The sequence below is a fragment of the Streptomyces sp. NPDC050423 genome, from assembly GCF_040655445.1.
Classification (GTDB): Bacteria; Actinomycetota; Actinomycetes; order Streptomycetales; family Streptomycetaceae; genus Streptomyces.
This window is the reverse complement of sequence record NZ_JBFAJY010000015.1, coordinates 128,302-151,621: the sequence shown is the minus strand read 5'-3', so window position 1 is coordinate 151,621 and position 23,320 is coordinate 128,302. Positions and strand designations below refer to the sequence as shown.

Genomic DNA, 23,320 nt, shown 5'->3' with positions numbered 1-23,320 from the left:
GGGCCCCCCGGGGCGCCCCGGCCGTGCGGCTATCCTCTGCCCCCCCCCCCCCCCCCCGCGTACCGAGGGGCCGAGGGGGCAGAGAGCTCCACGCTTCCCGAGCCGCCGAGGCGGCTCGGGGTCTCGGCTACGTGCACGTTCCGAGAACCTGCCGGAGAGGGAGCCAGCACTTTTCCCTCCCGAGCCGGAACGGGCGGTCGATGCGTCTTGCCGGTCATCACCGAGCTGCTGCCCGAAGCGGTGGACAGCGGGCGCGGGCAGCGCTGAACGAGGTGCGGGGACGGCGCCGGCCGCCCCCGCCCTTGCGCACGGTGACCGGACCCGGCCCCGACTCCCGTGCTCACCCGTCGAGTTCACCTTCCGTTCACGGGGCAACCCTCTGCGCGTCGCGGGTGTCTCCTATGCGAGCCCTCACACCTCGTACGCCACTGGCTCCGCGTACGCGACCAAGGAGAATTTTGTGGGCATTCGCACCACGCTGGCCATAGCCGTCTGTGCTGCCACGGCTCTGTCGGGCGGCACGGCCGTCGCAGCTCCCGGCGGCACGTCCGCGGGTACGGCCGGAGGTACAGCAGCTGCCACCGTGCGCGAGGACTTCAACGGGGACGGCTATCAGGACCTCGCCGTCGCCGCCCCCGCGGCCAAGGTGGCCAGCCATTCCTGGGCCGGTTACATCACCGTCAGCTACGGCTCGGCCAAGGGCCTGACGACAGCGAACACCACGGTCATCGATCAGAACACCCCGGGCGTGCCGGGGGTGCCCGGTGACGATCACGGCTTCGGCTACCGGATGTTCGCCGAGGACCTCGACCACGACGGGCTGACCGACCTCGCCCTGGTCACCCATGAATCGTTCTTGTTCGAAGGCTCCGCCATCAACGGCTCCGTCATCGTGCTGTGGGGCCGCACCGGCGGCATCACCGGGCAGGGCGCGGCCCGTATACCGGCTTCGAGCGACACCCAGGTGGGAGACAACCTCACCGCCGGTGACTTCGACGGCGACGGGACGACGGACCTGATGATGCTTCACGGCGACGACGGGGATTTCCGCAGCGTGCTCTACGGGCCGTTCACCCGGGCCGGGGCGCCCGCCCGCGAGCAGCACATCAACATGTTCAGCACGGACAACTCCATGTCGAACACCGCGGCCGGGGACTTCAACGGCGACGGCATCGACGACCTGTGCACGTTCTACGTGTACGAGAACCACGCCGAGGGCGGCAAGCTGTGGCTGGGCACCCCGAAGGGCCTCTCCACGAAGTCCACCCCGCTCCCCGGCGCCGCGGCCACAGCGGTCGGTGACTTCGACAAGGACGGCAAGGACGACCTCGCCACCCGGGTGATCCCGAACGGCATCACGGAGGACCTGCCCACGGACCCCGGGACCGTCAAGATCTACTACGGTTCCGCGTCCGGGCCGAGCACCACCCGGACGAAGACGATCACCCAGGACACCACGGGCGTGCCCGGGGAGAGCGAGAAGGGCGACCAGTTCGGCGCCCGTCTCGGGGCGGGTGACGTGAACGGCGACGGGTACGCCGACCTGGCCGTGGGGGTGCCCTTCGAGGCCCTCAAGTCGGTCAAGGGAGCGGGCGCGGTGGTGCTGCTGAAGGGCAGCGCGCGCGGTCTGAGCGGCACCGGCGCGAAGTCGTTCCACCAGGACACGACCGGCATGCCGGGGGTGGCGGAGAGCGGTGACCACTTCGGCGGCTCGGTCCGGCTGCTCGACATCACCGGCGACGGCAAGGCGGATCTGGCGGCCGGCGCCCCCGACGAGAACCTCGACGCGGTCGCGGACGGCGGTGCGGTGTGGTCGCTGCGCGGCGCCGCCGCCGGCCTGACCACGAAGGGCGCCTTCGCGTTCAACCCGGTCGACCTGGGCGCCCTCGTGCCGCGAGCCCGGTTCGGTCTGAACCTGTCCAACGACAACGGGCCGAACATCGGCTGACGGGCAGCGGATCGCTGCCGCCGGCCGGTGGCAGCGACCAGAGGGGGCCATCCGTACAACGGACCAGGCCCGGCCCGCCCGGTGACTGGATTCGGCACGCCGGCTACGGACCGCACGACTTCCGCAGAGGCCCGATCCCGTCCGGGTCTGCGGGAGGCTTTCGGTGCCATCCGCATCCAGCGCGTAAAGTCCCGCGCGTCACTACGCAGCGCACGATCCCAGGGCACATTCCAGCTGGTCGGAAACCGCCACCACCGCAGCAAGACCATCCCGTACGAACGGATCGTGGACCTCGAACGCGAGCACGCCTGGAGCTCGGCGAAGAACACAGCCACCGGAGCTGCCGCAGCACCTTCGGCATCGAGCAGCACGTAAGGCTGCCGCGGATCCGACGACTTGACCAACGCCCCAGTCTCCGGCAGCACAAAGTTCACCAGATCCCGGGCAGTACCGCCCGTCTCAAGCATGGCCGGGAAACCAGCACCACACGCCCCTGAACTGCGAATATTTCAGGGGTAGTTCAGTCAACACGACGATCCCTGTCCGGGTGTCGTCGGCCACGGAGGATCATTCGATCCACCAGGTGCACCTCGAAGGCATGGGGCGGATGCGCACCCGGAAGGTGTGCGAGCTCGATGGCGAGGAGCTGAGCCAGGGGGACATCGGTAAGGGGTACGAGCCCACCAAGGACCAGACGATCCCGGTCACCGACGATGAGCTCGACCAGATGCCGCTGCCCACGGCGAAGGCTATCGAGATCGGCGCGTTCGTCGACCGTGAGTCGATCGACCCGGTGCGTATCGCCGACAGCTACTACCCGTCCGCTTCTCTCACCACGGCGGGGCCTCGCGGCCGGAACGGGCTTGACAGAGCTGTTGTCTTGCGGGAATCGCAGAAGGCGAACGCGAACGGTCCCAGCACCGCCGCGCCCGCACTCGCAGCGAGCACCGCGCCGGGCCGGAACCACGCCGGGAGATCGGCGAACAGCTCGCCGGCGGTGAACACCACGCCGATGAGCATCACCGCGGTCAGCAGGATTCCTCCCGCCGTGACGACCGCACTGCACTGAGCGAGACGCCTCCATGCCCGTGCGCGCCCCGCCCCGGGTCCCTCGGGACGAAACGGTTCAAGGGCCTTCCTGACCTTGTTCGGCCACCGGACGACGAGCACGTCGTCCACGTCGTCGGGGTCTTCGGTGATGTGCCGGAAGCCGACCGGCTGTCCGACCAGGCCGCGTCCGCTGCCAGGCATCGACAACGGGCAGGTCACCCTCCGGCGGAAGACCCCGCGTCCCTGCACGTCGGCGCTGATGATGAGCGTGTCGGGGCCCTGCACCTCGCCGGGGCCCTCCTCGATCGAGTCCTCGATCATGCCGACGGCGAAGTGCCCCTCGGTGAATCGTTCCTCTCTCGGGCGGGCCGGCTTGCCAGGGCGTCTGAAGCTCATCGGCGGCTTTCCTCCGTGTCGACGGGGGGCGAAAGCGTTGTGGCGGAGGCGGATCGCCCGCCCGACCCAGCGATCGTCCGGCCCCGACGAGTCTCCCGATCCCCAGTTGTTGGTGCGCCGGAGCGCGGGCCGTCCGGAAGTCCGGAGCCGGTTTGCCTGCTGGTCATGAGGCTGCTGCCTTCCGCGCGCGGCGATCGTTGGCGAAGCGGAGCAGCAGCAGGTCCGATCCTGGTCCGGGTTCGTAATGTAGCGCGTAGGTGCCGAGGTCGTATCCGGAACGGATGACGTCCTCGTGGGGTTCGGCGAGGACGACCCGGGTCCGGTGGTCGTGGTTCAGCTCGGCCGGGTCCTCGAGCGCGTACACGTCCCAGACCGAGCCGACCGCGAAGCGCGCAAGGCTTTCCGCGGCGACGATGTCGGCGATCGTCGTGCCGACCTGGACGCCGTCGAGGTCGACGCGGACTTCGATGAGGTCGTAGGCGGGCGTGTCGCTGTCGGAACCGGGATCCACGTCGAAGCGGACGCGCCCGGTGACGGTGGCCTGCCGTGGAGTCCGGTCGAGCGCGGGGAGCGTCTTGCGCCAGCCCCTCGTCCCGATCATGGGCACGGCGAAGCAGCTGGCGGTCCGACATTTCTGGGAAGCGATCTTCGTACGCCTCTGGAGTGCCTGGTCAGGCGTACTCGTGAACACCCCACCGCAGCTCAGAGCCCCTGCCGGGGAAACCCGGCAGGGGCTCTTCGGCGTCAGTGCGCCCCGTCCAGCCGGGCCCGCTGCTCGTCCGTCAGCTCCAGGTCGACCGCCGCCAGGTTCTCCTTCAGCTGGGCCACCGACGACGCGCCGGCCAGCGGGATCACGGGGAGCGGGCCGCCGATCTGCCAGGCCAGGACGACCTGGTTGACGCTCGCCCCGGTCTCGGCGGCGACCTCGTGCAGCACCGTGAGGCGGGCGGGGGTGCCCGGGTGGTCGTAGTCCTGGGGGACCGGCTTGTCGGCACGGGTGTACGCGCCGGTGAGGAGCGGCGAGTACGCGACCAGCGTCAGTCCGGGATCGGCGCGCAGATAGCTGAGCAGCTCGGGGCCGGCGTGACCGAGGCTGCCGTCCTCGAAGAGCGGGCTGGGGACGTCGAACCGGGGGCGCAGGTGGCTGTGCTGGTACTGGAGCACCTCGTAGCCGGGCACTCCGGCCTCGGCCGCGAGCGCCCGAGCGCGCTCCACCCGCCACACGGCGTGGTTGCTGACGCCGAGCAGCCCGGCCGTTCCGTCCGCCGTCAGCTCGCCGAGGGCCTCCACGGTTTCGCGGAGCGGGACGGTCCGGTCCTCGATGTGGGCGTAGAGCACGTCGAGCCGCTCCACGCCGAGCCGCTCCCGGCTGCGCTCGGCGGCCTCGCGGACCGCCTTCGCCGACAGGCCCTCCGGGTTCTCGATGTAGCCGGTGCCGGGTGCGAGGGGCGCGGCGCCCAGTTTGGTGGCGATGACTATCTCGTCACCGACGCCGCGGCTGCGCCGCCACTTCCCGAGCAGCCGCTCGCTCTGGCCGCCCAAGCTGTCGTCGACCCAGAAGGCGTAGTTGTCGGAGGTGTCGATGAAGGTGCCGCCGGCTTCGACGTAGTGGTCCAGGACGGCGAACGAGGTCTTCTCGTCGGTCACCGAACCGAACAGCATCGCGCCGAGTGCGAGGACGCTCACCTCGCGCCGGGTGGCGGGGTCCGTTCCGATGGTGCGGTACTTCATGTCTGTCCCCTCGGAGTACGGCCGCCGTCGGTCGGCGGCCGTGGGAGGGAGTGTGGTTGTTGAAGTGCGCTTCAACACAAGGGGATTGCTCCGGAAGCGGGTCCCGAGTTGACGGGGGACCAGTTCCCGTCCGTGGGTCGCCTACGCTGAGAGCGCTCACACGCACCCGTTTACCCGTACAGAGGAGCGTCCTGTGACGGCCGGCATACCCCACCCGCGGATCGACACCAGCAAGCCTCATCCCGCGCGCGTCTACGACTGGCTGCTGGGCGGCAAGGACAACTATCCGGTCGATCAGCAGGTGGGGGAGAAGCTGCCGGAGGCGGCGCGGGGCAACGCGGCGCGTAACAGGGCGTTCATGCACCGGGCGTCGGCCTGGCTGGCGCGCGATGGGATCGACCAGTTCCTCGACATCGGCACCGGGATCCCCACCGAGCCCAATCTCCACCAGATCGTCCAGGCGATCACGCCGACGGCCCGGATCGTGTACGCGGACAACGACCCGATCGTGCTGCGTCACGCGGAGGCGCTGCTCGTCAGCAGCCCCGAAGGGGCCACGGACTACCTGCACGCCGATGTGCGGGAGCCGGCGGCGATCCTCGAACGGGCGCGCGAACTGCTGGACTTCGACCGTCCCGTCGCCCTGTCGCTCATCGCGCTGATGCACTTCCTGCCGGACGGCCAGGACCCGTACGGCATCACCCGCACCCTGGTCGACGCGCTGGCCCCGGGCAGCTTCCTGGTGCTCTCGCACGGCACCGCCGACCAGCATCCGGAGCTCAGGCAGGAGACCGAGACGGCGTACCGGAAGGGCGCCATCGCGCTGCGGATGCGTACGCGCGCGGAGGTGGAGCGGTTCTTCGACGGGCTGGAACTCGTCGAACCCGGGCTCGTCCCGGCGACCGAGTGGTACCGCGAGGAGCCGGCGCCGGTCGTGGAGCGCAGCGGGTTCTACGTGGGCGTCGGGCGGGTCAGGTAAGCGCGCGGGGCCGGGGCCGCCGGGCGTGACGTCCTACCGCAGCGGTTTGGCGTAGCAGCGGCTGTTCTCGTAGTCCCGGTAGTGGCCGAACTTCTCGCAGGGCTCGTAACCGCTGGAGGCGTACAGGGCGATCGCCTCGGGCTGCTTGTCGCCGGTCTCCAGGACCATGCGGACGCGGCCGGCCGTGCGGGCGTCGGCCTCCAGGGCGGCCAGGATGCGGCGGGCCAGGCCGTTGCCGCGCCCCTCGGGTATCACGTACATCCGCTTCAGCTCGGCGTCCCCGTCCGAGTACCCCTCGGCGTTGCGCTCCTGCGCGCGCCAGCCGCCGGTGGCGACCGGGCTGTCCGACGTGTCGTAGGCGATCAGATACAGGCCGCGCGGCGGTTCGAACATCGTGGCGTCCAGCGGTGTGACATCGCCCTCGTCCCCGTAGCGCTCGGCGTATTCGAGCTGCACGCGATCGTTGAGTTCGACGGCGTCGGGGTGATCGAAGGCACGGGTGTGGATATTCATGCGAATCATGGTACATGTATGCGGAACCCGGATGTCGGTATCGTGCCGGGATGCTCACTGTGACCTCCGTGAATGTAAACGGTCTCCGCGCCGCCGCCAAGAAGGGCTTCGTCCAGTGGCTGGCGCAGTCCGACGCCGATGTGATCTGCCTCCAGGAAGTGCGGGCCGAGCCGCAGCAGCTGCCCGAGGAGGTGCGTGAGCCCGAGGGCTGGCACACCGTCCACGCGCCGGCTGCCGCCAAGGGGCGGGCCGGTGTCTCGCTCTACTCCCGCCGGGCGCCCGAGCGGGTGCAGATCGGTTTCGGTGCCTTCGGTGGCGCCGGGAGCGAGGAGTTCGACGCGAGCGGCCGGTACGTCGAGATCGACCTGCCGGGCGTCACGGTCGCGAGCCTGTATCTGCCCTCCGGCGAGGTCGGCACGGAGAGGCAGGAGGAGAAGGAGCGCTTCATGGCGGCCTTCCTGCCCTATCTGACCGGGCTGAGGGCGCGGGCCGCCGCCGAGGGCCGCGAGGTGGTGGTCTGCGGTGACTGGAACATCGCTCACCAGGAGGCCGACCTCAAGAACTGGAAGGGCAACAAGAAGAACTCCGGCTTCCTCCCCGAGGAGCGGGAGTGGATGACCCGGGTCTTCGAGGAGGCCGCGTACGTCGACGTCGTACGGGGTCTGCACCCGGACGTCGAGGGTCCGTACTCGTGGTGGTCCTACCGTGGGCGCGCCTTCGACAACGACACGGGCTGGCGCATCGACTACCAGGTGGCCACCCCGGGGCTGGCCGCCCGCGCCGCGAAGGCGTGGGTCGAGCGGGCCGCCACGCACGCCGAGCGCTGGAGCGACCACGCGCCGGTGACGGTGGTGTACGAGCAGTAGGAGCGGGGTCTACGCCGTCGGCGGCTGCGCCGCCTCCGCGTCGCGGCGCAGCCGCCGGTCCAGGGCCATGGAGAGTTCCGCGTCCACCACCGCGCGTGCCAGCGGCCGCAGCTGGGGCGGTTCCTCCTGCGTGCTGTGGTCGCGCAGGGTCGCGACGAAGAGGTCGGCGAGGGCGTCCGCGTGTTCGCGGACCCGGCGGCCGGAGGCGAGGACCGTGGCGAGCGGGACCCCCTCCCGCACCAGTTCGGCCGATACCTCCAGGAGGCGGCGGCTGATGTGCACGATCTCGTCGCCGTCCGTGCCGAGGTAGCCCAGTTCCATGGCGGCCGCCAGGTTCTCCGGGGTGGACTCGCCCTCGAAGTAGTCCGCGAGCTGTTCGGGCGTGAGCCGGACCGGGGTCTCCTCGGTCGGTTCGCCCAGGCCCAGCACCTCGGCGACATCGCGGCCGCTCTCGAAGGTGCGGGCGAGGTCGGCGATGCCGGTGAGGGTGTGGCCGCGCTCCAGCAGGCCCGTGATGGTGCGCAGCCGGGCCAGATGGTGGTCGTCGTACCAGGCGATGCGGCCCTCGCGGCGCGGCGGTGAGATCAGGCCGCGTTCCCGGTAGAAGCGCAGGGTCCGGACGGGGATGCCGGCCTCCTTGGCCAGTTCCTCCATGCGGTATTCGCGGTGCTCGCGTGCGTCAGCCACCCCCGCACCCTACCGGCCTGCCCCGCTGGGGAGCCCGCATGTTGTACCGCCGGTAACTTTCCCTCGTCGCACCCCTACCCATCGGTACGGGGCTGCTCTAGTCTCCCAACTGTGCCAGTGATTGCTGGCAGAGTCGTGTGACGTACCGCGGGGAGGCGGCAGCATGGCCCAGCACGAACATGTACGAGTGGCGGTGATCGGATCCGGATTCGGGGGCCTCGGGGCCGCTGTCCGGCTCCGCCGCGAAGGCATCACCGACTTCGTGATCCTGGAACGCGCCGGTTCGGTCGGTGGCACCTGGCGCGACAACAGCTATCCGGGCTGCGCCTGCGACGTACCGTCCCACCTCTACTCGTTCTCGTTCGCCCCCAACCCCGAGTGGCCGCGTACCTTCTCCGGGCAGGAGCACATCCGCGCCTACCTGGAGCACGTCGCGGACACCTTCGGACTCCGTCCCCACCTCAGGCTGAACCACGAGGTGACGAAGATGCGCTGGGACGGGGACGAGCTGCACTGGGTCATCGAGAGCGCGAACGGCACGACGGTCCTCGCCGATGTCGTCGTCTCCGCGACCGGTCCGCTCTCCGACCCGAAGACGCCCGACATCCCCGGGCTCGCGGACTTCCCCGGCAAGGTCTTCCACTCCGCCCGCTGGGACCACGACGCGGACCTGGCCGGCAAGCGCGTCGCGATGATCGGCACCGGCGCCTCCGCGATCCAGATCGTGCCGTCGATCCAGCCGAAGGCCGCGAAGCTCACGCTGTTCCAGCGCACCCCGCCGTGGGTCATGCCGCGGATGGACCGGCGGATCAGCGGCGCCGAGCGCTGGCTGCACCGCACTCTCCCCTTCACCGGCACCGCCCGCCGCGGACTGCTCTGGGGCATCAGGGAGTTGCAGGTCAGCGCCTTCACCAAACACCCGGATCAGCTGGGCCTGGTCGAGCGGATAGCCAAGTCCAACATGGCGCGCTCCATCAAGGACCCGGCACTGCGGGCCAAACTGACCCCCTCGTACCGCATCGGTTGCAAGCGCATCCTGCTCTCCAGCGCGTACTACCCGGCGCTCGCCCAGCCCAATGTGGACGTGGTCGCCTCCGGTCTGAGCGAGGTGCGCGGCTCGACCGTCGTCGCCTCCGACGGTACGGAGGCCGAGGTCGACGCGATCGTCTTCGGCACCGGCTTCCACGTCACCGACATGCCGATCGCCGAACGGGTGGTGGGCGCGGAGGGCGACACGCTCGCCGAGTCCTGGAAGGGCGGCATGCAGGCGCTGCGCGGCGCGAGCGCGGCCGGCTTCCCCAACTGGATGACGATCATCGGGCCCAACACGGGCCTGGGCAACTCCTCGATGATCCTGATGATCGAGGCCCAGCTGAACTACATGGCCGACTACCTGCGCCAACTGGACGTGCTGGGCGGCCGTGTCGCACTGGACGCCCGGCCCTCGGCCGTCGGGTCCTGGAACCGTCGCGTCCAGGAGCGGATGAAGCGCACGGTCTGGAACACCGGCGGCTGCACCAGCTGGTACCTGGACGCCAACGGGCGCAACACCACCGTCTGGCCCGGTACCACCGCCGAGTTCCGCAGGGCGACGCGGACGGTCGACATCTCGGAGTACCAGGTCGTACGGGTGCCCGCGCAGCGGGACGCGAAGCAGGCCGTCGCCGAGGAGGTCGCCGGATGAGCCGCCCTCTGCGCGGCCGGAGCCCCCGCCCGCTGCCCGTGCGCGAACTCATGGCCGTCTCCGCCGACGGTTCCCGCCTCCACGTCGAGGTGCACGGACAGGACGGCGCCCCCGCGGTGGTCCTGTCCCACGGCTGGACCTGCAACACCGGATTCTGGGACGCCCAGATCCGGGACCTGGCCGTGGACCACCGGGTCATCGCCTACGACCAGCGCGGCCACGGCACCTCGCCCGCGGCCGGCCCCGGCGGATACACCACCCACGCGCTGGCCGACGACCTCGAAGCGGTGCTGGCCGCCACGCTGCAACCGGGCGAGAAAGCAGTGCTCGTGGGGCACTCCATGGGCGGCATGACGATGATGGCCGCCTCGCGCCGGGCCGGGCTGCGCGAGCACGCGGCCGCCATACTGCTGTGCAGCACCGGCAGTTCGCGGCTGATCTCCGAATCGCGGGTCGTGCCCCTGCGGGCCGGCGCGGTCCGGACCCGGATGACGCGTGCGATCCTCGGCGCGCGGGCGCCGCTCGGGCCGGTCACTCCGCTCTCCCGCCGCATCCTCAAGTACGCGACGATGGGGGCGGGTTCGGCCCCTGACCGGGTCGACACCTGCGCCCGGATCGTGCACGCCTGCCCCCGCGCCTCCCGGGTCGCCTGGGGCCACGTCCTCGCGGACCTCGATCTCGACGAGGGCGTACGGGAGCTGCGGGTGCCCACCGCGGTGATCGCGGGTGCGGAGGACCGGCTGACGCCTCCCGTCCACGCCCGCGCCGTCGCGGCGGCGCTCCCCGACTGCCTCGGGCTCACCGAGCTGGCCGGGCTGGGACACATGACACCGGTGGAGGCGCCGGAAGCGGTCACGGCGAAAATAAGAGAACTGGTGACCGCGTGCCTCCCGGTGCGCGGAACAGCCGAGGTCGAGGGCAACGAAGAGGAGGTCGCATGAGCGGCAGGCACAGTCTCCAGGGACAGGTCGTCGTCGTCACGGGCGCGGCGCGCGGCGTGGGCGAGCTGCTGGCCCGCAAGCTCTCGGCGCGCGGCGCGACTCTCGCGCTGGTCGGCCTGGAGCCGGACGAGCTGAAGAAGGTCTCGGAGCGGCTGCACGGCGACAGCGACCACTGGCACGCGGACGTCACCGACCACGAGGCGATGGCGCGGGTCGCGCTGGAGGTCAAGGCCCGGTTCGGCAAGATCGACGTCGTCGTCGCCAACGCGGGCGTCGCCTCGGGCGGCCCGTTCCTCGACTCCGACCCGGTGGCCTGGCGACGGGTCATCGAGGTCAACCTGATCGGCGGCGCGGTCACCGGCCGCGCGTTCCTGCCGATCCTGATGGAGAGCCGCGGCTACTTCCTCCAGATCGCCTCGCTGGCCGCGATGACCCCGGCGCCGATGATGACCGCGTACTGCGCGTCCAAGTCGGGCGTCGAGGCGTTCGCCCACAGCCTGCGCGCGGAGGTCGGTTACCGGGGAGTGAAGGTCGGCGTCGGCTACCTCTCCTGGACCGATACGGACATGGTGCGCGGCGCCGACGAGGACGACGTCATGCGGGAGCTGCGGCAACGGCTGCCCTGGCCGACGAACCGCACCTACCCGCTGGGCCCGGCCGTCGACCGGATAGTGGCCGGCATCGAGCGCCGCTCCGCCCATGTGTACGCACAGTGGTGGCTGCGCGGCATGCAGTCCGTACGCGGCTACCTGCCGACGCTGATCGGCGTCGTCGGCCAGCGCGAGATGCGGCGGTTCGGCTCGCGGCTGGAGGGGGTCGGCACGGGGCTGGTCGGCGCGGGCGGCGCCGCTGACCAGGACGAACGGGCGGCGCGCACACAGCGTGAATGATCGAAATGCGATGAATGCCCGGTCGTGTAAGTCTGGTCGAGGCCCTTACGGGGCCACCCCCACGCACCCCACCGAGGAGTGAACAGCATGGGCATCGCCGACCAGTTCAAGGACAAGGCGCAGGACCTCGCCGACCAGGCGCAGAAGAAGATGAAGGACGGCAAGGGCGACGGGCAGGACCGGTCGCAGGACGCGTCCGAGCGGGCCTCCGACGCGTCCGAGCAGGGTCGCGACAAGGCCAAGGGTGCGGCGGACGACCTTCGCGAGAAGTTCGACCGCTGACGGCGGCGGTCGGTCGCGTGTGAGTGACGTGTGTTGAGGGGCGTGCCCGGGTTTGTTCCGGGTGCGCCCCTTTCGCGTGCACCTTGCCGGAATCCGGAAGGCTGCCCTGCCCACCGACTGCCGTGCTCCGCAGATGACGTGCGACGTCCGGGCGGGCCATCATTGCGGCCGGGACGGCCCTTGACGTCGAGGTCCGCGTGAAGCAGGAGAGCGAGGCGCGGATGCCCGGTATCCAGACCGATGCGCTGGACGCGGTCGGAGCGCTGTTCGCGGCGGTCGTGGGGCTGGGCTGCGCGGGGTGGGGAGGACGGACCCTGCTCAGGCCGCACCGGTCGCCGGAGTCGTTCGAGGGGCCCGCGTGGGGTGTCCGCGCCTGGGGCGCCGCCTATGTGGTGCTCGGCATCTGCCTGACCATCCGGATGCTCGCGAAGCTGTACGGCAACGATCCGGTCTGGCCGATGACCGTAACGCTCTTCGTCGCCTTCCCGCTCCTGATCTGCGCGTTCACCGCGGCGTACGTGTCCCGGTGGCGGGCGCGCCGACGCGGCGAGGCCGTACGCCCGGGGCGGCACAAGCGACGCGCCCGTGTGCCGCGGCCCACCCGGAGGATCAGCCCGCCTTGACGCCGTCGACGAACCCCCTGAGGGATGCGAACAGGGCTTTGGGCTTGCGCTTTCCGTTACGGCAACTTCTACGGTCATGTGTGTGGCCGGAGAGACCGGCCCGGCGAGGGAGGCAACGGCAATGGCCTGGCCGATCGCGGAGGTGGCGCGGATGTCCAAGGTGACATCGCGGACGCTGCGGCATTACGACGAGATCGGCCTGCTGCCGCCCGCATGGATCGGGAGCAATGGGCACCGCTACTACGAGGAGGCCGATCTGCTGCGCTTGCAGCAGATCCTGCTGATGCGGGAGCTGGGCCTGGGGCTGCGCGGGATCCAGGCGGTCCTGGACAGCCGGCTCGACCAGGTGGCCGTGCTCCGCGAGCACCACCAACAGCTGCTCGCGGAACGGGACCGGCTGGAGACGCTGGCCCGTACGGTCGGCCGCACCATCGCCGAACTGGAAGAAGGTAAGGACAAGGGCCGTATGACGAAGATCAACAAGCCGGAGAACCTCTTCGAGGGGTTCCAGCCCCCCGCTGAGGCCGAGGCCGAGGTACGGGAGCGGTGGCCGCAGGCATGGGAGCAGTCCCGGCGGGCCGTCGAGGCGATGACCTCCGAGGACACGGAGCGCTGGCAGCGTGAGGTGACGGCGCAGATGATCCGTATGGCGGAGTTCATGGTGGCCGGCACGCCGGTGTCCGACCCGGCGGTACAGGTTGAGGTGGACGCCAACTACCAGGGCATCTGCCGGTTCTGGACCCCGAACGCGGCTGCGTACAAGGGAGTGGGCCAGACCTACGTCGACGACCCGCAGATGCGGGCCAACTTCGACAAGATCGCCGACGGTCTCGCCGTCTACCAGCGCGATGCGATGACCGTGTACGCCGATGCCCGGCTGAGCTGACCGGACAGGCCCTAGCCCAGCAGCGCGAGCAGCCGGCCCACCGCCTCCGCGGCGGGCCGGCCCACCGAGCCGACAGCGGCCGCGATCTGCGCGACGGATGCCAGAACCATGCCGCGCTCACGCAGAGTGCTCCGGTCGGGAGTGAGCTCGGGCAGCGCGTCCTCGACGGTCCGGGCCTGGTCCGGGGTGAGGTGGGGGCGCAGCTCCCGCAGGACGCGGGTGAGCTCCTCGACAGCGGCACGGAGCTCGACGTTCTGGGCGGCGCCGCCGGCGGTGCCGTAGTTGATGCCGATGTTCTCGCGGCCGCCGTTCATGTTGACCACGGGTCCGTAGTAGTTCGACGCGTCACTCACAGCTTGAACCCCGTGTTTCCCCGGCCGCCGTTCATGTGGACGACAGGGCCGTAGTTGTTGGTGCTGTTGTTGTGGAACTGCCGCACGAGCGTGCTGAACTCGGCTTCCGGGTTGTCGATCGCGTGCACGATCTGTCCGGCGATCTCCCGCAGCTCGTCCATGCTCGGCAGGGTCACGACCACCCTGGAGCCGCTGTTCATCTCGACCACCAGCACCGGCTTCGCCGACGCGATCAGTCCCTTGATGACGACGGCCAGGCAGATCGCGATCATGATGAGCCCGAGCCTGCCGTCCGTACCCTCTCCGACCTCCCCCTCGTCCCGGCTCGCGTAGTTGATCGCGGCATAGACCAGGACGGCGACGACCAGCCATTGCGCGAGGCGGCCGAAGGCCCCGCCCCAGTTGTGCCTGAGCCGGAACGCGTCGACCCAGGCGATGTTGTGCAGCGGTATGGCCGCCGAATCCACCCACAGCATTCGGCGGCTGACCTTGAGGACCAGGGGGTCTCCCTTGCGGTGAGGCCGATTGCTCTCTCCGGGACTCCGGAGGCCCCCGGGGACCACCGAACCGGGCTGGACGGGTCGCGCCTGCGGCGGCATCGGGGGAATCGGCGGCCGTGAGGGAGGTCGGGGCGGTGGCTCGGGCAGTGGTGCGCCGACGGTTCCGGTGTCGTCCATGGCTCCCCCGTGTGGTCGTCAGTCCCACCCGCATACCGCGGGAGCACCATTAAGCGCCCGGGGGGAGTTGTGAGGCAGGGAGAAAGTAGCCAAATCGCCATACGGTGTCCGGTAGTTGACCTGGCCGGGCCCCTCGGCGAGCGGCGGGGGGCCCGCTGCGGTCCACCAGGGCGCTCAGGATGCCTTGACGGCCTCCACGAAGGGCGCCCAGGCGCCCGCGTGCACGATGAGCGCCGGGCCGTCGGGGCGCTTGGAGTCGCGTACGGGGACGAGGCCGGGGAGGCCGGCGGCGACTTCGAGGCAGTCGCCGCCGCTGCCATTGCTGTAGGTGCTCTTGCGCCAGGTCACAGTGCTGAGGTCAAGGTCGGTGTTGGCCATGCCGGTACTCCTCAGCCGCCTTTTCGATCAGGGCGAGGGACACCTCTGGCGGCAACGCGGCGGCCCTCAGCCGATCGTATGTCTTGCGGTACTGCATCAGGAGTGCAGGATCATCGATGGTCTGGCCGTGGTAGGGGCCCTCGGTGTAGAGCAAGGGCGGCTCGCTGTCGAAATCCATCAGCAGAAGCGGCAGTTCAGTAAGAGGACGGGTCGGGCCGTTCCACGGAAGGATCTGTACAACGATGCGGCCGCGCTTCGCCAGGGCGGTGATGTGGTCCAACTGCTCAGCCATCTCCACAGACGGGACGATGGAGTGGCGCACCAGGGACTCGTGCAGGACTACCCAGTACTCGGGCGCCTTGGGGTTGTCGAAGAGCGTGGCCCGCTTTAGCCGGACATCGATCTTGGCTTCGACCTCCTCCGGTGTGTCCAGCGTGTGCGTGGAGCGAATGACGGCATGGGCGTAGGCCCTGGTCTGGAGCAGTCCCGGGATGAGAGTGCCGGACCACTGGTTGATCGTTCGGGCCCGTGTCTCCGCCTCCGCGACTCCCGCGAAGAACGCGGCGTGAGCTCCTTGCTTGGCCTTCCGCACGTCCTCGCACCGCCGCTGGAAGAACCCGTCCGTCCCCAGCACCAGGTCCACATGCCGCGCCAGCTCCACCGGCATGCGCCGATGCCCGTGCTCGATCTCGCTCAGGTACGTGATGCCGAAGAAGCTGCCGTCCACCAGCTTCTCCAGGGTCAGGCCTGCCTGCTCCCTCTTGAAGCGCAGCTCCTTTCCGTAGAACTGAGGCACCCCCGCCGAACCGTCGATCTCCTTGCGTGTGGCCACCGTCGACCGCCTTTCGCGCTGTTCTCTGTGGAGCGGTATTCCCTTCCACGGTAGAGGCCCGTGCGGCAGCGTGTGAGGCGTTCGTCACAGTCAGCAACGAAAGGTGTACGCCTCCTCATGGACGAGATCAGGGACGACTCACCCACGTACGACATCGTCGAGGACATCGACGCACTGCGCGCCGCGCTCGCCGCGCACGGCATCACGCTGCCGTCCCTCGGCGTCGATCCGCTGACGCTCGCCGGGTGGACGAAGCATCCGCCGCTGGTCGCGCTCGGCAACTGCACGGTGGTGACCGCGCGCCGGCTGACCGACGCGCTGCGCGTGGCGGCCGGGGGATGACGCCGCTGCCGTTCGCGGTGGATCTGTTCGCCGTGCCGGAGGCCGTACCGGAGGTGCGGCGCATGCTGCGGTGGCGGTTCGGGGACGCGGACGTATCCGATCTGGTGCTCTGCGTCAGTGAGTTGCTGACCAATGTGATCGTGCATGTCGGTGAGGGGACGCCGGTCACGCTCCGCGTCAGCGGTACGAGCGCCGGACGTGTCCGCGTCGAGCTGAGCGATCCGGCGCCCGGCGTCTGTCCGGCCATACGCATCGCGGCGAGCGGAGACGAATCCGGGCGAGGGCTGTTGCTGTTGGACGCGTTCGCGCTGCGGTGGGGCGTGGAGCAGGGGCCGTACACGAAGACGGTCTGGTGCGAGCTGCGCGCGCCCGTCCGCTCGGGCCCGCACGCGCACCAACACCCGGCATCTGTGGGGAGTTGAGAGTCAAGTGGGCGCGACGGATCCGGCCGGGGCGGCCCCGGCCGGGTGGGAAAGCGCCCAGATCACTCTCAACTCCGGCTTGAGCGGCCGGCTCGGCCGGATTCGGTGGGGCCGATGACGTCAAGTGCCGGGCGGACAGGGCTGGCCAGATAGCTCACTTCTTCTGCCGGCGCGAAACGATCTCCGCTACGTCGTTGAGCCACTGTCGGAGGCCGACCCCTGGCGGCGGTGATACGTCCATACCCAAGTTTGAGGCGGTCTGTTTGAGGTCTCTGCCTGTGGTGGCCATGGTGAGCAGTTCCGTGATGTCTCGGAGAAGCTGGTCCAGGTCGGCTTCCGACGCTCCGGACAAGTAGTCGTCGACGGCCTCACTGTAGGACGTGTACTCATCAGAGAAGTCTTGATGGAAATAGGCGCCAAGGAACTGATTCAGTTCTGGGAAACGCTCTCTGCACTCCCACGCGGTTTGTGGCAGCGTCCGGCTTTCCTTTGCGGAGCTTTGGAGTTGGCGGACCAGGTGCTCGCGGATGATGCGGAGGCAGTCCTCAACGCTGCGGCCCGATGATGGTTCGATCTTCGGGAACAGCTCGACCTCGTCCGCGATCTCGGGGGAGAACAGGCCGGTCCGGAGGATGTCGTCAAGTTGATGTACCGCAGTAGCCGCCCGCTGCGGGTCCGCGGAAGCGATCCTGAGGTATGCGGACAGTGCGGGTCCAGGGGCCTCAGAGGTGTCGGTGAAGGCGTAGGTGTGCGCCGCGTACGCCGCCAGGAGTTCCTGGACCTCGTGGAAGCGAGATCCGGGGCTGGGGGACGATGCCATGTGAGGGCTCCGTTCAGGTCTCGAGTCAGGGCGTGGGGTACGAGGTCAGGATCCGGAAACGCGCTGGTGCATTGAGGTCCCGCTTCAGAATGACACGCACTGACCTCACCTCTTGGGGCGAGCTGCCGTGCTTGAAGCCCGAGCGCGTCAGGTGGAGCCCTGTGGTCTCGTCGAAGGACGCCTCCAACTCAAGTTTGGACTTTTTACCCTGCAGCCAGTTGTCAATCTTCCTCTGGTTGCGCAGCAAGGTCTCGTCCGCGAAGCGTTGGGCGTCCGCTTCATTCGGGAATCGGGAGTCGGCGTCGAGTCGGGGTTCGTTTCGCAGGCGGTTGCGCATGTCCCGGGTTGTCTTCTCGACATGCCGCTCAACGGTGTGGGATCCGTTCTTGCCCTCATCCCCCCTGACGTCAGCCCGGTGCTTGGGCTTGACCGGTCCCTTCCGCTTGCTGCGCGGCCACGCGTTCTGGGTCGGCGTCTCGGGAGAACCGACGACGTTGGAAAAGCCGCCGCTCGCGCCTGCGGCCATGAGGACGATGCCGGCGGTACCGAGGAGAGCGGCATTGATGGCGGCTTCGGCCGTGACTGCGCCGACTACTCCGCCTCCGGCGAGTGCGAGACCGCCGGGCGGGAATAAGGCGAGGAGGGAGAACAGGAGGAGGGCGAAGCCGAGGTAGACCAGAAAGTTGTCGAGGGCGTCGATCAGGTGGAGTGTGGGGATGGCCTTGCCATCGGGGCCGGCCTCGCCGAGTCCTCGGTAGAGGAGAAGGAGGCCGGTGGTGGCCCCTCCCAGGGCGGTGGCGATACGGAAGCGGTGGGCGGCCAGGGGCTCGCCGTGGGGCTGGATTGACGTCGGCTGCCAGGTGCGGAGGAGGGTGATCAGTTGCCAGGCGATCCAAGCCAGGGCCGCGATTCCGAAGCCCATCAGGATCCTCGGGCCGTTGCCGGTGGTGAAGTACTCCTGGAGTCCGGCGGTGGACTTGAATGAGCCGACGCCCAGGAAGAGCAGCCCGGGGAGCATGAGTACGCATGGGATCAGCAGCAGCCATTTGCGCCCGGGATTGCCGGTCCGCGCGGCCTTGAGACGGGTTCGTATCTCGTCAGGGCGCCAGGCCCCCTGCCGGTCGGTGGCGTCCATCTGTGCGGTGATCCGGGCGACCGCCCGGCGCAGTGGCTCGGTCTCACGCGGAGGTGAGAGTGCGGTGGCGTACAGCAGGGAGCGGCGCAGCCGGATGTAGCGCAGCGCGATGAGCAGAGTCCATCGCGGACGCCAGGCGGCGTAGCGGAGCATTGCAGCCGTCGTGTCGCCGTCGGTGCGCTCGGTGGCCAGCAGCACTCCCGGGACGGTGCGTTTGCCGCTGTGCAGTTGGTACACGTCGATGGTCATGGCGATCGCCAGGCACACCAGGGGCGCGGCCCAGGCATGGTCGTTCAGAGTCTCCAGCCATTGCTCGGCCTGTTCTGTGGACTTCTCGGCGGCGTAGTTGTTCACCGCGTGGTGCACGGACGCGGCTGCTACCGGTACCGCCGCCAGCACGCGCACCCAGCCCCGGGTCCGCCACAGCAAGCCGACGCCGAGCCCTGCCAAGGCTGTCCACACGAGATGGGAGAAGGTTTCGGCGATCTGTGGCCCGACGATGGTCGACTGGCCGGTGGGGCCGGGAAGCCAGGCGGCGAATACCTGCTTCAGGCCTGGGATGTACGGCGGGAAGAGGCTGTCCGGGATGACCCACCCGCCGCCTTCGCGCGGGATCGCCCTGTTCGTTTCCAGGCCGTACCGGAGTACCGCCTCCAGCAGCCCGAATCCGGCGCCCAGTCCTGCGCCCAGCACGACGAAGTCGGTGAGTCCCCACTGCCGGCGGACCTTGGCGTACAGGCCGGCCAGCAACAGCGGGGAGACCTTGACCAGTTCCTCAAGCCAGGGGGCAACCGTGTAGCCGGAGGTACCCACCACCTCGGACAACGGCTGCCCGGACAGGTCCGCATACAGGCGGGTGTAAGCGAGTTGCAGCAGCGCCGTTGCGACACCGCATCCGTACACCCCCACCGCGACCGCCAGCAGCACCGTCGAGAGCCGCACCGAACGAACCGGCCACGACAGTGCGAACAGTTGAAGCACTCCCCAGACAGCAGCGACTGCCATCACTAACGTCATGCCCGCCCCCCGACGCCCCGAAGCCATGCGTGATTCGCAAAAGCGAACGCCATGCTAGGGGGGTGACTCGGCGGTGGGCAAGACGGTGTGTGGACCCAACTGTCCATCCAGAGGTGGGCCTAAAGCGAGGGCATGTGGTAGGGAATCCTCATGAACGATGGCTTCCTGGATGTTGAGGTCCGGGGGCTTGAAGCCCTGGATCTCTCGAACCTTGGGACGTTCATCGTTCAGGCCCGGGTGCCTCACTGACGACAGCCGCCACGAAGGGCGCCAAGGCGGCTGCGCGCACGATGAGCGCGGGTCCGTCGGGGCGCTTGGAGTCGCGTACGGGGACGACGCCGGGGAGGTCTGCGGCGACTTCGAGGCAGTCGCCGCCGGAGGTGTTGCTGTAGGTGCTCTTACGCCAGGTGACGGCGGTCAAGTCGTACTGGGTGAGCGCCATTTCGGTAATCCTCTGCTGCGTCCTCGATCATGGAGAGGGACGCCTCCGGCGGCAAAGCGGCGGCCCTCAGGAGATCGTACGACCTCCGATACTGCTTCACGAGGGCCGGATCGTCGACGGTGTTTCCATGGTGCTGGCCTTCCATGTAGACGAGCGGAGGTGCGTCCGCGAAGTCCAGCACCATGGCGTTGCCGAACATCAGGGCGTGCGCTCCCGTGTTCCACGGCAGGATCTGGGTAAAGATCCGGCCACGCCTGATGAGGGCGGCGATGTGGTCGAGCTGCTCTGCGAGTTGTTGCAGCGGCAGGATGGGCAAGCGCAGCAGTGACTCGTGCAGGACCACCCAGTACTGGGGGGTTCGGTGGCTCGCTTCGAACACCTACGACATCGTCGAGGACATCGACGCACTGCGCGCCGCGCTCGCCGCGCACGGCATCACCCTGCCGTCCCTCGGCGTCGATCCGCTGACGCTCGCCGGGTGGACGAAGCATCCGCCGCTGGTCGCGCTCGGCAACTGCACGGTGGTGACCGCGCGCCGGCTGACCGACGCGCTGCGCGTGGCGGCCGGGGGATGACGCCGCTGCCGTTCGCGGTGGATCTGTTCGCCGTGCCGGAGGCCGTACCGGAGGTGCGGCGCATGCTGCGGTGGCGGTTCGGGGACGCGGACGTATCCGATCTGGTGCTCTGCGTCAGTGAGTTGCTGACCAATGTGATCGTGCATGTCGGTGAGGGGACGCCGGTCACGCTCCGCGTCAGCGGTACGAGCGCCGGGCGTGTCCGCGTCGAGCTGAGCGATCCCGCGCCCGGTGTCTGGCCGGCCATACGCATCGCGGCGAGCGGAGACGAATCCGGGCGGGGGCTGCTGCTGGTGGACGCGTTCGCGCTGCGGTGGGGCGTGGAGCAGGGGCCGTACGGGAAGACGGTCTGGTGCGAGCTGCGGGCACCGGCGGGCGGGGCCCGGTCACGGTATGACGGGTGCCGGGACCGGGGCGGGGTCGAGGCGGCCGATGCGTTCCGGACCGGAGACGGCCAGGAGTGGTGCGTCACCCCTGCCCCAGCGCAGCCTCCAGCGCGTCGAACGCCGCGCACACCCGTGCTCTGTGGTCGTCCGCCAGCACCGCCGCGGCCTCCCCCGCGAGCAGGCGGCGGGCGGTGGTGACGTAGGCCGAGCGGTAGGCGGCGACGGTCAGGGCCGCCGCGAAGGCCGGGTCGGCGCATCCCGGGTCGGTCTCGGCGAGGGCGAGCGCCAAGGCCTCCTCCAGTTCCTCGACGCCCTCGCGGGTGCGGGCGCGCAGGGCCGGCGACGCGATGACGATCCGCCAGAAGGAGGGGTAGCCGTCGCCCACCGCGGACAGCGGGTGGCGCTGATCAAGGAGTTCGAGCGCCAGGTGGCGCAGCGCGTCCAGTGGGGGTTCGCCCGGTCCTCGTCGCCGCACGGCACCGGTGAACAGTTCGATCGCCTGGGGGATGCGGTCGAGGAAGAGGTCCTCCTTGCGCGGGAAGTAGTTGAAGACCGTCATGACGGAGACCTCGGCGGCTCGGGCGACCTGCGCGACCGTCACATCGTCGAAGCCGTTCGCGACGAACAGTCCCGTCGCCACATCCGAGATCCGCTGCCGCGTCGCCCGCTTCTTGCGCTCCCGCAGGGGCGGTGCGGCTGCTTCCTGGGCTTCCGGTTCCTTCGTCATGCCGGAACTGTAGCGGAAACCTATAGCGAATACATGTTTTGAGTGACTATAGTTATCTGCCATGGATCTCATGACGCAATACGACGTAGTGGTCGCCGGGGCCGGACCCGTCGGCCTGATGCTCGGCTGCGAACTGCGACTCGGCGGGGTGGCCCGCGTGCTGGTCGTCGAGCGCCTGGCCGAAGTGGACGAGATGATCAAGGCGGGGGCCGTCAACATCCCCACCGCCGTGGCCCTCGACCGGCGGGGGTTCCTGCCCGCGCTGGTGGAGGTCCAGCGGCAGGCGATGGACCGGTTCCAGGAGTTCCAGCGGGCGCGCGGCGGGGACGGTGACGCCCCGTTGCCCCCGAAGTTCGCCGGGCACTTCGCCGGGATCCCGCTGGACGCGGGCCTGCTGGACGCGGCGGATCCGGCCTTCGCCGACGTCGGTCCGGCAGGTGACGTGGGCCTGATACCGCAGTCCTCGCTGGAGCGGCTGCTCGCCGACCGCGCCGGGGAACTCGGCGTCGAGCTGCGCCGGGGGGTCGAGCTGACCGGTTTCGAGCAGGATGACGACGGGGTGACCGTGCACTTGGCGCCCGTCGACGGCTCGGCGCCCGAGTCAGTACGCGCGGGCCGGCTGGTCGGCTGCGACGGCGGCCGCAGCGCCGTGCGCAAGCTCGCCGGATTCGACTTCCCCGGGACGCCGCCGGAGATCACCGGCCACCAGGCGTTGGCCGGTCTGACCGGCACCGAAGGGCTCGGGGTCGGCTGGAACGCGACGGAAGCCGGCGTGTACGCCCACGGCCCGATGCCCGGTCGCATCCTCACCGTCGAGTTCGACGGACCGCCCGTCGACCGCACCGCGCCCGTCACCGCCGAGGAGTTGCAGGGCAGCCTGCGCCGGGTGTCCGGCGTGGACGTCACCGTGACCGAGGTGCACACGGCGACGCGGTTCACCGACAACTGCCGTCAGGTCACGAGCTACCGGGCCGGCCGGGTGCTGCTCGCGGGTGACGCGGCGCACGTGCACTCACCGTTCGGTGGGCAGGGGCTGAACCTCGGCATCGGGGACGCGATGAACCTGGGCTGGAAGCTCGCCGCCGTGGTGCGCGGCCGGGCACCGGAGAGCCTCCTCGACTCGTACACGAGCGAACGGCATCCGATCGGCGCGTGGGTGCTGGACTGGACGCGCGCCCAGATCGCCCTCATGCGGCCGGAGTCGCACGCGCGCGAACTGCGCGCGGTGTTCACCGATCTGACGCGTACCGTCGACGGCACCACGCATCTGGTCAAGAAGATCTCCGGCGTCTGGCAGCACTACGACCTGCCGGGCGGCCACCCGCTGGTCGGCCGCAGCGCACCCGACCTGGAACTCGCTGACGGCACCCGGCTCGCCGACCACCTTCACGGCGGCCGCGCCCTGCTTCTCGACCTGGCCGACGACCCGGAGCTGCGGGCCCTGGCCGAGGACTACGGCGACCGGGTGGACGTCCGGACCACTGCCTGCCCCGGCCGCCCGGAACTGTCAGGACTGCTGGTGCGTCCGGACGGGTTCACGGCCTGGGCCGCGGACCACCGCCGGGCGGACGGCGCGGTGGCGCAGGCGCTGGAGCGATGGTTCGGAGCACCCGCGGGGCGCCGCCCGGGGGCTCTGCCCCCGGACCCCCACTCCTCAATCGCCTCAGGGGCTTGAACGGTCCCGTGTCGACCACGGTAGCCGTCAGGCGCGGGCGTGAACTCCCATGCCTCCGGAGAC

The 23,320-nt window shown here is 69.7% G+C and carries 27 protein-coding genes and 2 pseudogenes; 15 read left to right on the top strand and 14 right to left on the bottom strand.

The annotated features are described in order from the left end of the window. Nucleotides 1–460: 460 nt before the first annotated feature. Together AB0I52_RS14295 and AB0I52_RS14290 are read left to right on the top strand one after the other, a co-directional pair. On the top strand, nt 461–1,948 hold the full coding sequence (locus AB0I52_RS14295) for an FG-GAP and VCBS repeat-containing protein (RefSeq protein ID WP_363072276.1): 1,488 nt from the start codon (nt 461–463) through the stop codon (nt 1,946–1,948). 493 nt (nt 1,949–2,441) lie between these two features. Continuing rightward, nucleotides 2,442–2,765, top strand: a pseudogene (locus AB0I52_RS14290) (Ku protein); the annotation flags it as partial. Here the strand turns inward: AB0I52_RS14290 and AB0I52_RS14285 are convergent. From AB0I52_RS14285 to AB0I52_RS14275, 3 genes are all read right to left on the bottom strand, one after another. Beyond that, nucleotides 2,762–3,394, bottom strand: a complete 633-nt coding sequence (locus tag AB0I52_RS14285; RefSeq protein ID WP_363072274.1) for a hypothetical protein — start codon at nt 3,392–3,394, stop codon at nt 2,762–2,764. The pseudogene AB0I52_RS14290 and the gene AB0I52_RS14285 overlap by 4 nt on opposite strands. Before the next feature lie 163 nt (nt 3,395–3,557). Beyond that, nucleotides 3,558–3,995 (bottom strand): hypothetical protein, encoded by a 438-nt coding sequence (locus AB0I52_RS14280; protein WP_363072272.1) that lies wholly within the window; start codon nt 3,993–3,995, stop codon nt 3,558–3,560. Nucleotides 3,996–4,138: 143 nt separating this feature from the next. Next, entirely contained in the window at nt 4,139–5,125 is a 987-nt protein-coding gene (locus tag AB0I52_RS14275; RefSeq protein WP_363072270.1) for an aldo/keto reductase, read from the bottom strand. Nucleotides 5,126–5,318: 193 nt separating this feature from the next. On the opposite strand from AB0I52_RS14275, the gene AB0I52_RS14270 reads away from it, so the two are divergent. Beyond that, nucleotides 5,319–6,104 (top strand): SAM-dependent methyltransferase, encoded by a 786-nt coding sequence (locus tag AB0I52_RS14270; protein ID WP_363072268.1) that lies wholly within the window; start codon nt 5,319–5,321, stop codon nt 6,102–6,104. Nucleotides 6,105–6,137: 33 nt separating this feature from the next. Here AB0I52_RS14270 and AB0I52_RS14265 read toward each other — a convergent pair whose 3' ends face one another. After that, nucleotides 6,138–6,617: a GNAT family N-acetyltransferase gene (locus tag AB0I52_RS14265; RefSeq protein WP_363072266.1), complete on the bottom strand. Its 480-nt coding sequence runs from the start codon at nt 6,615–6,617 to the stop codon at nt 6,138–6,140. Between the two features lie 50 nt (nt 6,618–6,667). On the opposite strand from AB0I52_RS14265, the gene AB0I52_RS14260 reads away from it, so the two are divergent. Next, nucleotides 6,668–7,483, top strand: a complete 816-nt coding sequence (locus AB0I52_RS14260; protein ID WP_363072264.1) for an exodeoxyribonuclease III — start codon at nt 6,668–6,670, stop codon at nt 7,481–7,483. Nucleotides 7,484–7,492: 9 nt separating this feature from the next. On the opposite strand, the gene AB0I52_RS14255 is transcribed toward AB0I52_RS14260, so the two are convergent. Further along, the gene (locus tag AB0I52_RS14255; protein ID WP_363072298.1) at nt 7,493–8,137 is read right to left on the bottom strand and encodes a MerR family transcriptional regulator; all 645 of its coding nucleotides are present in this window, start codon (nt 8,135–8,137) and stop codon (nt 7,493–7,495) included. A 196-nt stretch (nt 8,138–8,333) separates the two neighbouring features. Between AB0I52_RS14255 and AB0I52_RS14250 the strand changes: the two genes are divergently transcribed. From AB0I52_RS14250 to AB0I52_RS14225, 6 genes are all read left to right on the top strand, one after another. Then, complete coding sequence (locus AB0I52_RS14250; RefSeq protein WP_363072262.1) at nt 8,334–9,854, top strand: NAD(P)/FAD-dependent oxidoreductase; 1,521 nt, start codon at nt 8,334–8,336, stop codon at nt 9,852–9,854. Continuing rightward, complete coding sequence (locus AB0I52_RS14245; protein WP_363072260.1) at nt 9,851–10,795, top strand: alpha/beta fold hydrolase; 945 nt, start codon at nt 9,851–9,853, stop codon at nt 10,793–10,795. Before AB0I52_RS14250 ends, AB0I52_RS14245 begins: the two co-directional genes overlap by 4 nt. After that, complete coding sequence (locus AB0I52_RS14240) at nt 10,792–11,685, top strand: SDR family oxidoreductase (protein WP_363072258.1); 894 nt, start codon at nt 10,792–10,794, stop codon at nt 11,683–11,685. The genes AB0I52_RS14245 and AB0I52_RS14240 overlap by 4 nt, the downstream gene beginning before the upstream one ends. 87 nt (nt 11,686–11,772) lie before the next feature. Then, nucleotides 11,773–11,967: a hypothetical protein gene (locus AB0I52_RS14235; RefSeq protein WP_363072256.1), complete on the top strand. Its 195-nt coding sequence runs from the start codon at nt 11,773–11,775 to the stop codon at nt 11,965–11,967. Between the two features lie 197 nt (nt 11,968–12,164). Then, nucleotides 12,165–12,590: a hypothetical protein gene (locus AB0I52_RS14230; protein WP_363072254.1), complete on the top strand. Its 426-nt coding sequence runs from the start codon at nt 12,165–12,167 to the stop codon at nt 12,588–12,590. A 121-nt stretch (nt 12,591–12,711) separates the two neighbouring features. Further along, complete coding sequence (locus tag AB0I52_RS14225) at nt 12,712–13,476, top strand: MerR family transcriptional regulator (protein WP_363072252.1); 765 nt, start codon at nt 12,712–12,714, stop codon at nt 13,474–13,476. Nucleotides 13,477–13,487: 11 nt separating this feature from the next. Here AB0I52_RS14225 and AB0I52_RS14220 read toward each other — a convergent pair whose 3' ends face one another. The 4 genes from AB0I52_RS14220 to AB0I52_RS14205 all read right to left on the bottom strand — a co-directional run bounded on the left by AB0I52_RS14220 (nt 13,488) and on the right by AB0I52_RS14205 (nt 15,716). After that, nucleotides 13,488–13,829 (bottom strand): hypothetical protein, encoded by a 342-nt coding sequence (locus AB0I52_RS14220; RefSeq protein WP_363072250.1) that lies wholly within the window; start codon nt 13,827–13,829, stop codon nt 13,488–13,490. After that, entirely contained in the window at nt 13,826–14,392 is a 567-nt protein-coding gene (locus tag AB0I52_RS14215) for a DUF6232 family protein (RefSeq protein WP_363072296.1), read from the bottom strand. Before AB0I52_RS14215 ends, AB0I52_RS14220 begins: the two co-directional genes overlap by 4 nt. Nucleotides 14,393–14,680: 288 nt before the next feature. Continuing rightward, nucleotides 14,681–14,884, bottom strand: coding sequence for a DUF397 domain-containing protein (locus AB0I52_RS14210; protein ID WP_363072248.1), 204 nt, complete (start codon nt 14,882–14,884; stop codon nt 14,681–14,683). Then, nucleotides 14,865–15,716 carry a helix-turn-helix transcriptional regulator gene (locus tag AB0I52_RS14205; RefSeq protein ID WP_363072246.1) on the bottom strand — a complete coding sequence of 284 codons (852 nt, stop codon included), beginning with the start codon at nt 15,714–15,716 and terminating at the stop codon, nt 14,865–14,867. The genes AB0I52_RS14210 and AB0I52_RS14205 overlap by 20 nt, the downstream gene beginning before the upstream one ends. A gap of 117 nt (nt 15,717–15,833) precedes the next feature. On the opposite strand from AB0I52_RS14205, the gene AB0I52_RS14200 reads away from it, so the two are divergent. Together AB0I52_RS14200 and AB0I52_RS14195 are read left to right on the top strand one after the other, a co-directional pair. Continuing rightward, the gene (locus tag AB0I52_RS14200; RefSeq protein ID WP_363072244.1) at nt 15,834–16,058 is read left to right on the top strand and encodes a hypothetical protein; all 225 of its coding nucleotides are present in this window, start codon (nt 15,834–15,836) and stop codon (nt 16,056–16,058) included. Continuing rightward, nucleotides 16,055–16,480, top strand: coding sequence for an ATP-binding protein (locus AB0I52_RS14195; RefSeq protein ID WP_363072242.1), 426 nt, complete (start codon nt 16,055–16,057; stop codon nt 16,478–16,480). The genes AB0I52_RS14200 and AB0I52_RS14195 overlap by 4 nt, the downstream gene beginning before the upstream one ends. Nucleotides 16,481–16,634: 154 nt before the next feature. Here AB0I52_RS14195 and AB0I52_RS14190 read toward each other — a convergent pair whose 3' ends face one another. The 4 genes and pseudogenes from AB0I52_RS14190 to AB0I52_RS14175 all read right to left on the bottom strand — a co-directional run. Continuing rightward, complete coding sequence (locus AB0I52_RS14190) at nt 16,635–17,300, bottom strand: contact-dependent growth inhibition system immunity protein (RefSeq protein WP_363072240.1); 666 nt, start codon at nt 17,298–17,300, stop codon at nt 16,635–16,637. Between the two features lie 25 nt (nt 17,301–17,325). After that, on the bottom strand, nt 17,326–19,416 hold the full coding sequence (locus tag AB0I52_RS14185; RefSeq protein ID WP_363072238.1) for an RNase A-like domain-containing protein: 2,091 nt from the start codon (nt 19,414–19,416) through the stop codon (nt 17,326–17,328). A 256-nt stretch (nt 19,417–19,672) separates the two neighbouring features. Further along, nucleotides 19,673–19,894 (bottom strand): DUF397 domain-containing protein, encoded by a 222-nt coding sequence (locus tag AB0I52_RS14180; protein ID WP_363072236.1) that lies wholly within the window; start codon nt 19,892–19,894, stop codon nt 19,673–19,675. Continuing rightward, nucleotides 19,851–20,279, bottom strand: a pseudogene (locus tag AB0I52_RS14175) (DUF5753 domain-containing protein); the annotation flags it as partial. The pseudogene AB0I52_RS14175 and the gene AB0I52_RS14180, both read right to left, overlap by 44 nt. 1 nt (nt 20,280) lies before the next feature. Here AB0I52_RS14175 and AB0I52_RS14170 point away from each other — a divergent pair. Beyond that, a complete protein-coding gene (locus AB0I52_RS14170; protein ID WP_363072294.1) occupies nt 20,281–20,469 on the top strand; it encodes a hypothetical protein in 189 nt (62 codons plus the stop codon). Further along, on the top strand, nt 20,466–21,053 hold the full coding sequence (locus AB0I52_RS14165; protein WP_363072234.1) for an ATP-binding protein: 588 nt from the start codon (nt 20,466–20,468) through the stop codon (nt 21,051–21,053). Before AB0I52_RS14170 ends, AB0I52_RS14165 begins: the two co-directional genes overlap by 4 nt. Here the strand turns inward: AB0I52_RS14165 and AB0I52_RS14160 are convergent. Next, nucleotides 20,938–21,582: a TetR/AcrR family transcriptional regulator gene (locus AB0I52_RS14160; protein ID WP_363072232.1), complete on the bottom strand. Its 645-nt coding sequence runs from the start codon at nt 21,580–21,582 to the stop codon at nt 20,938–20,940. The genes AB0I52_RS14165 and AB0I52_RS14160 overlap by 116 nt on opposite strands. Before the next feature lie 70 nt (nt 21,583–21,652). Here AB0I52_RS14160 and AB0I52_RS14155 point away from each other — a divergent pair, with 70 nt between their 5' ends. After that, nucleotides 21,653–23,257 (top strand): FAD-dependent monooxygenase, encoded by a 1,605-nt coding sequence (locus AB0I52_RS14155; protein WP_363072292.1) that lies wholly within the window; start codon nt 21,653–21,655, stop codon nt 23,255–23,257. Nucleotides 23,258–23,320 lie beyond the last annotated feature (63 nt).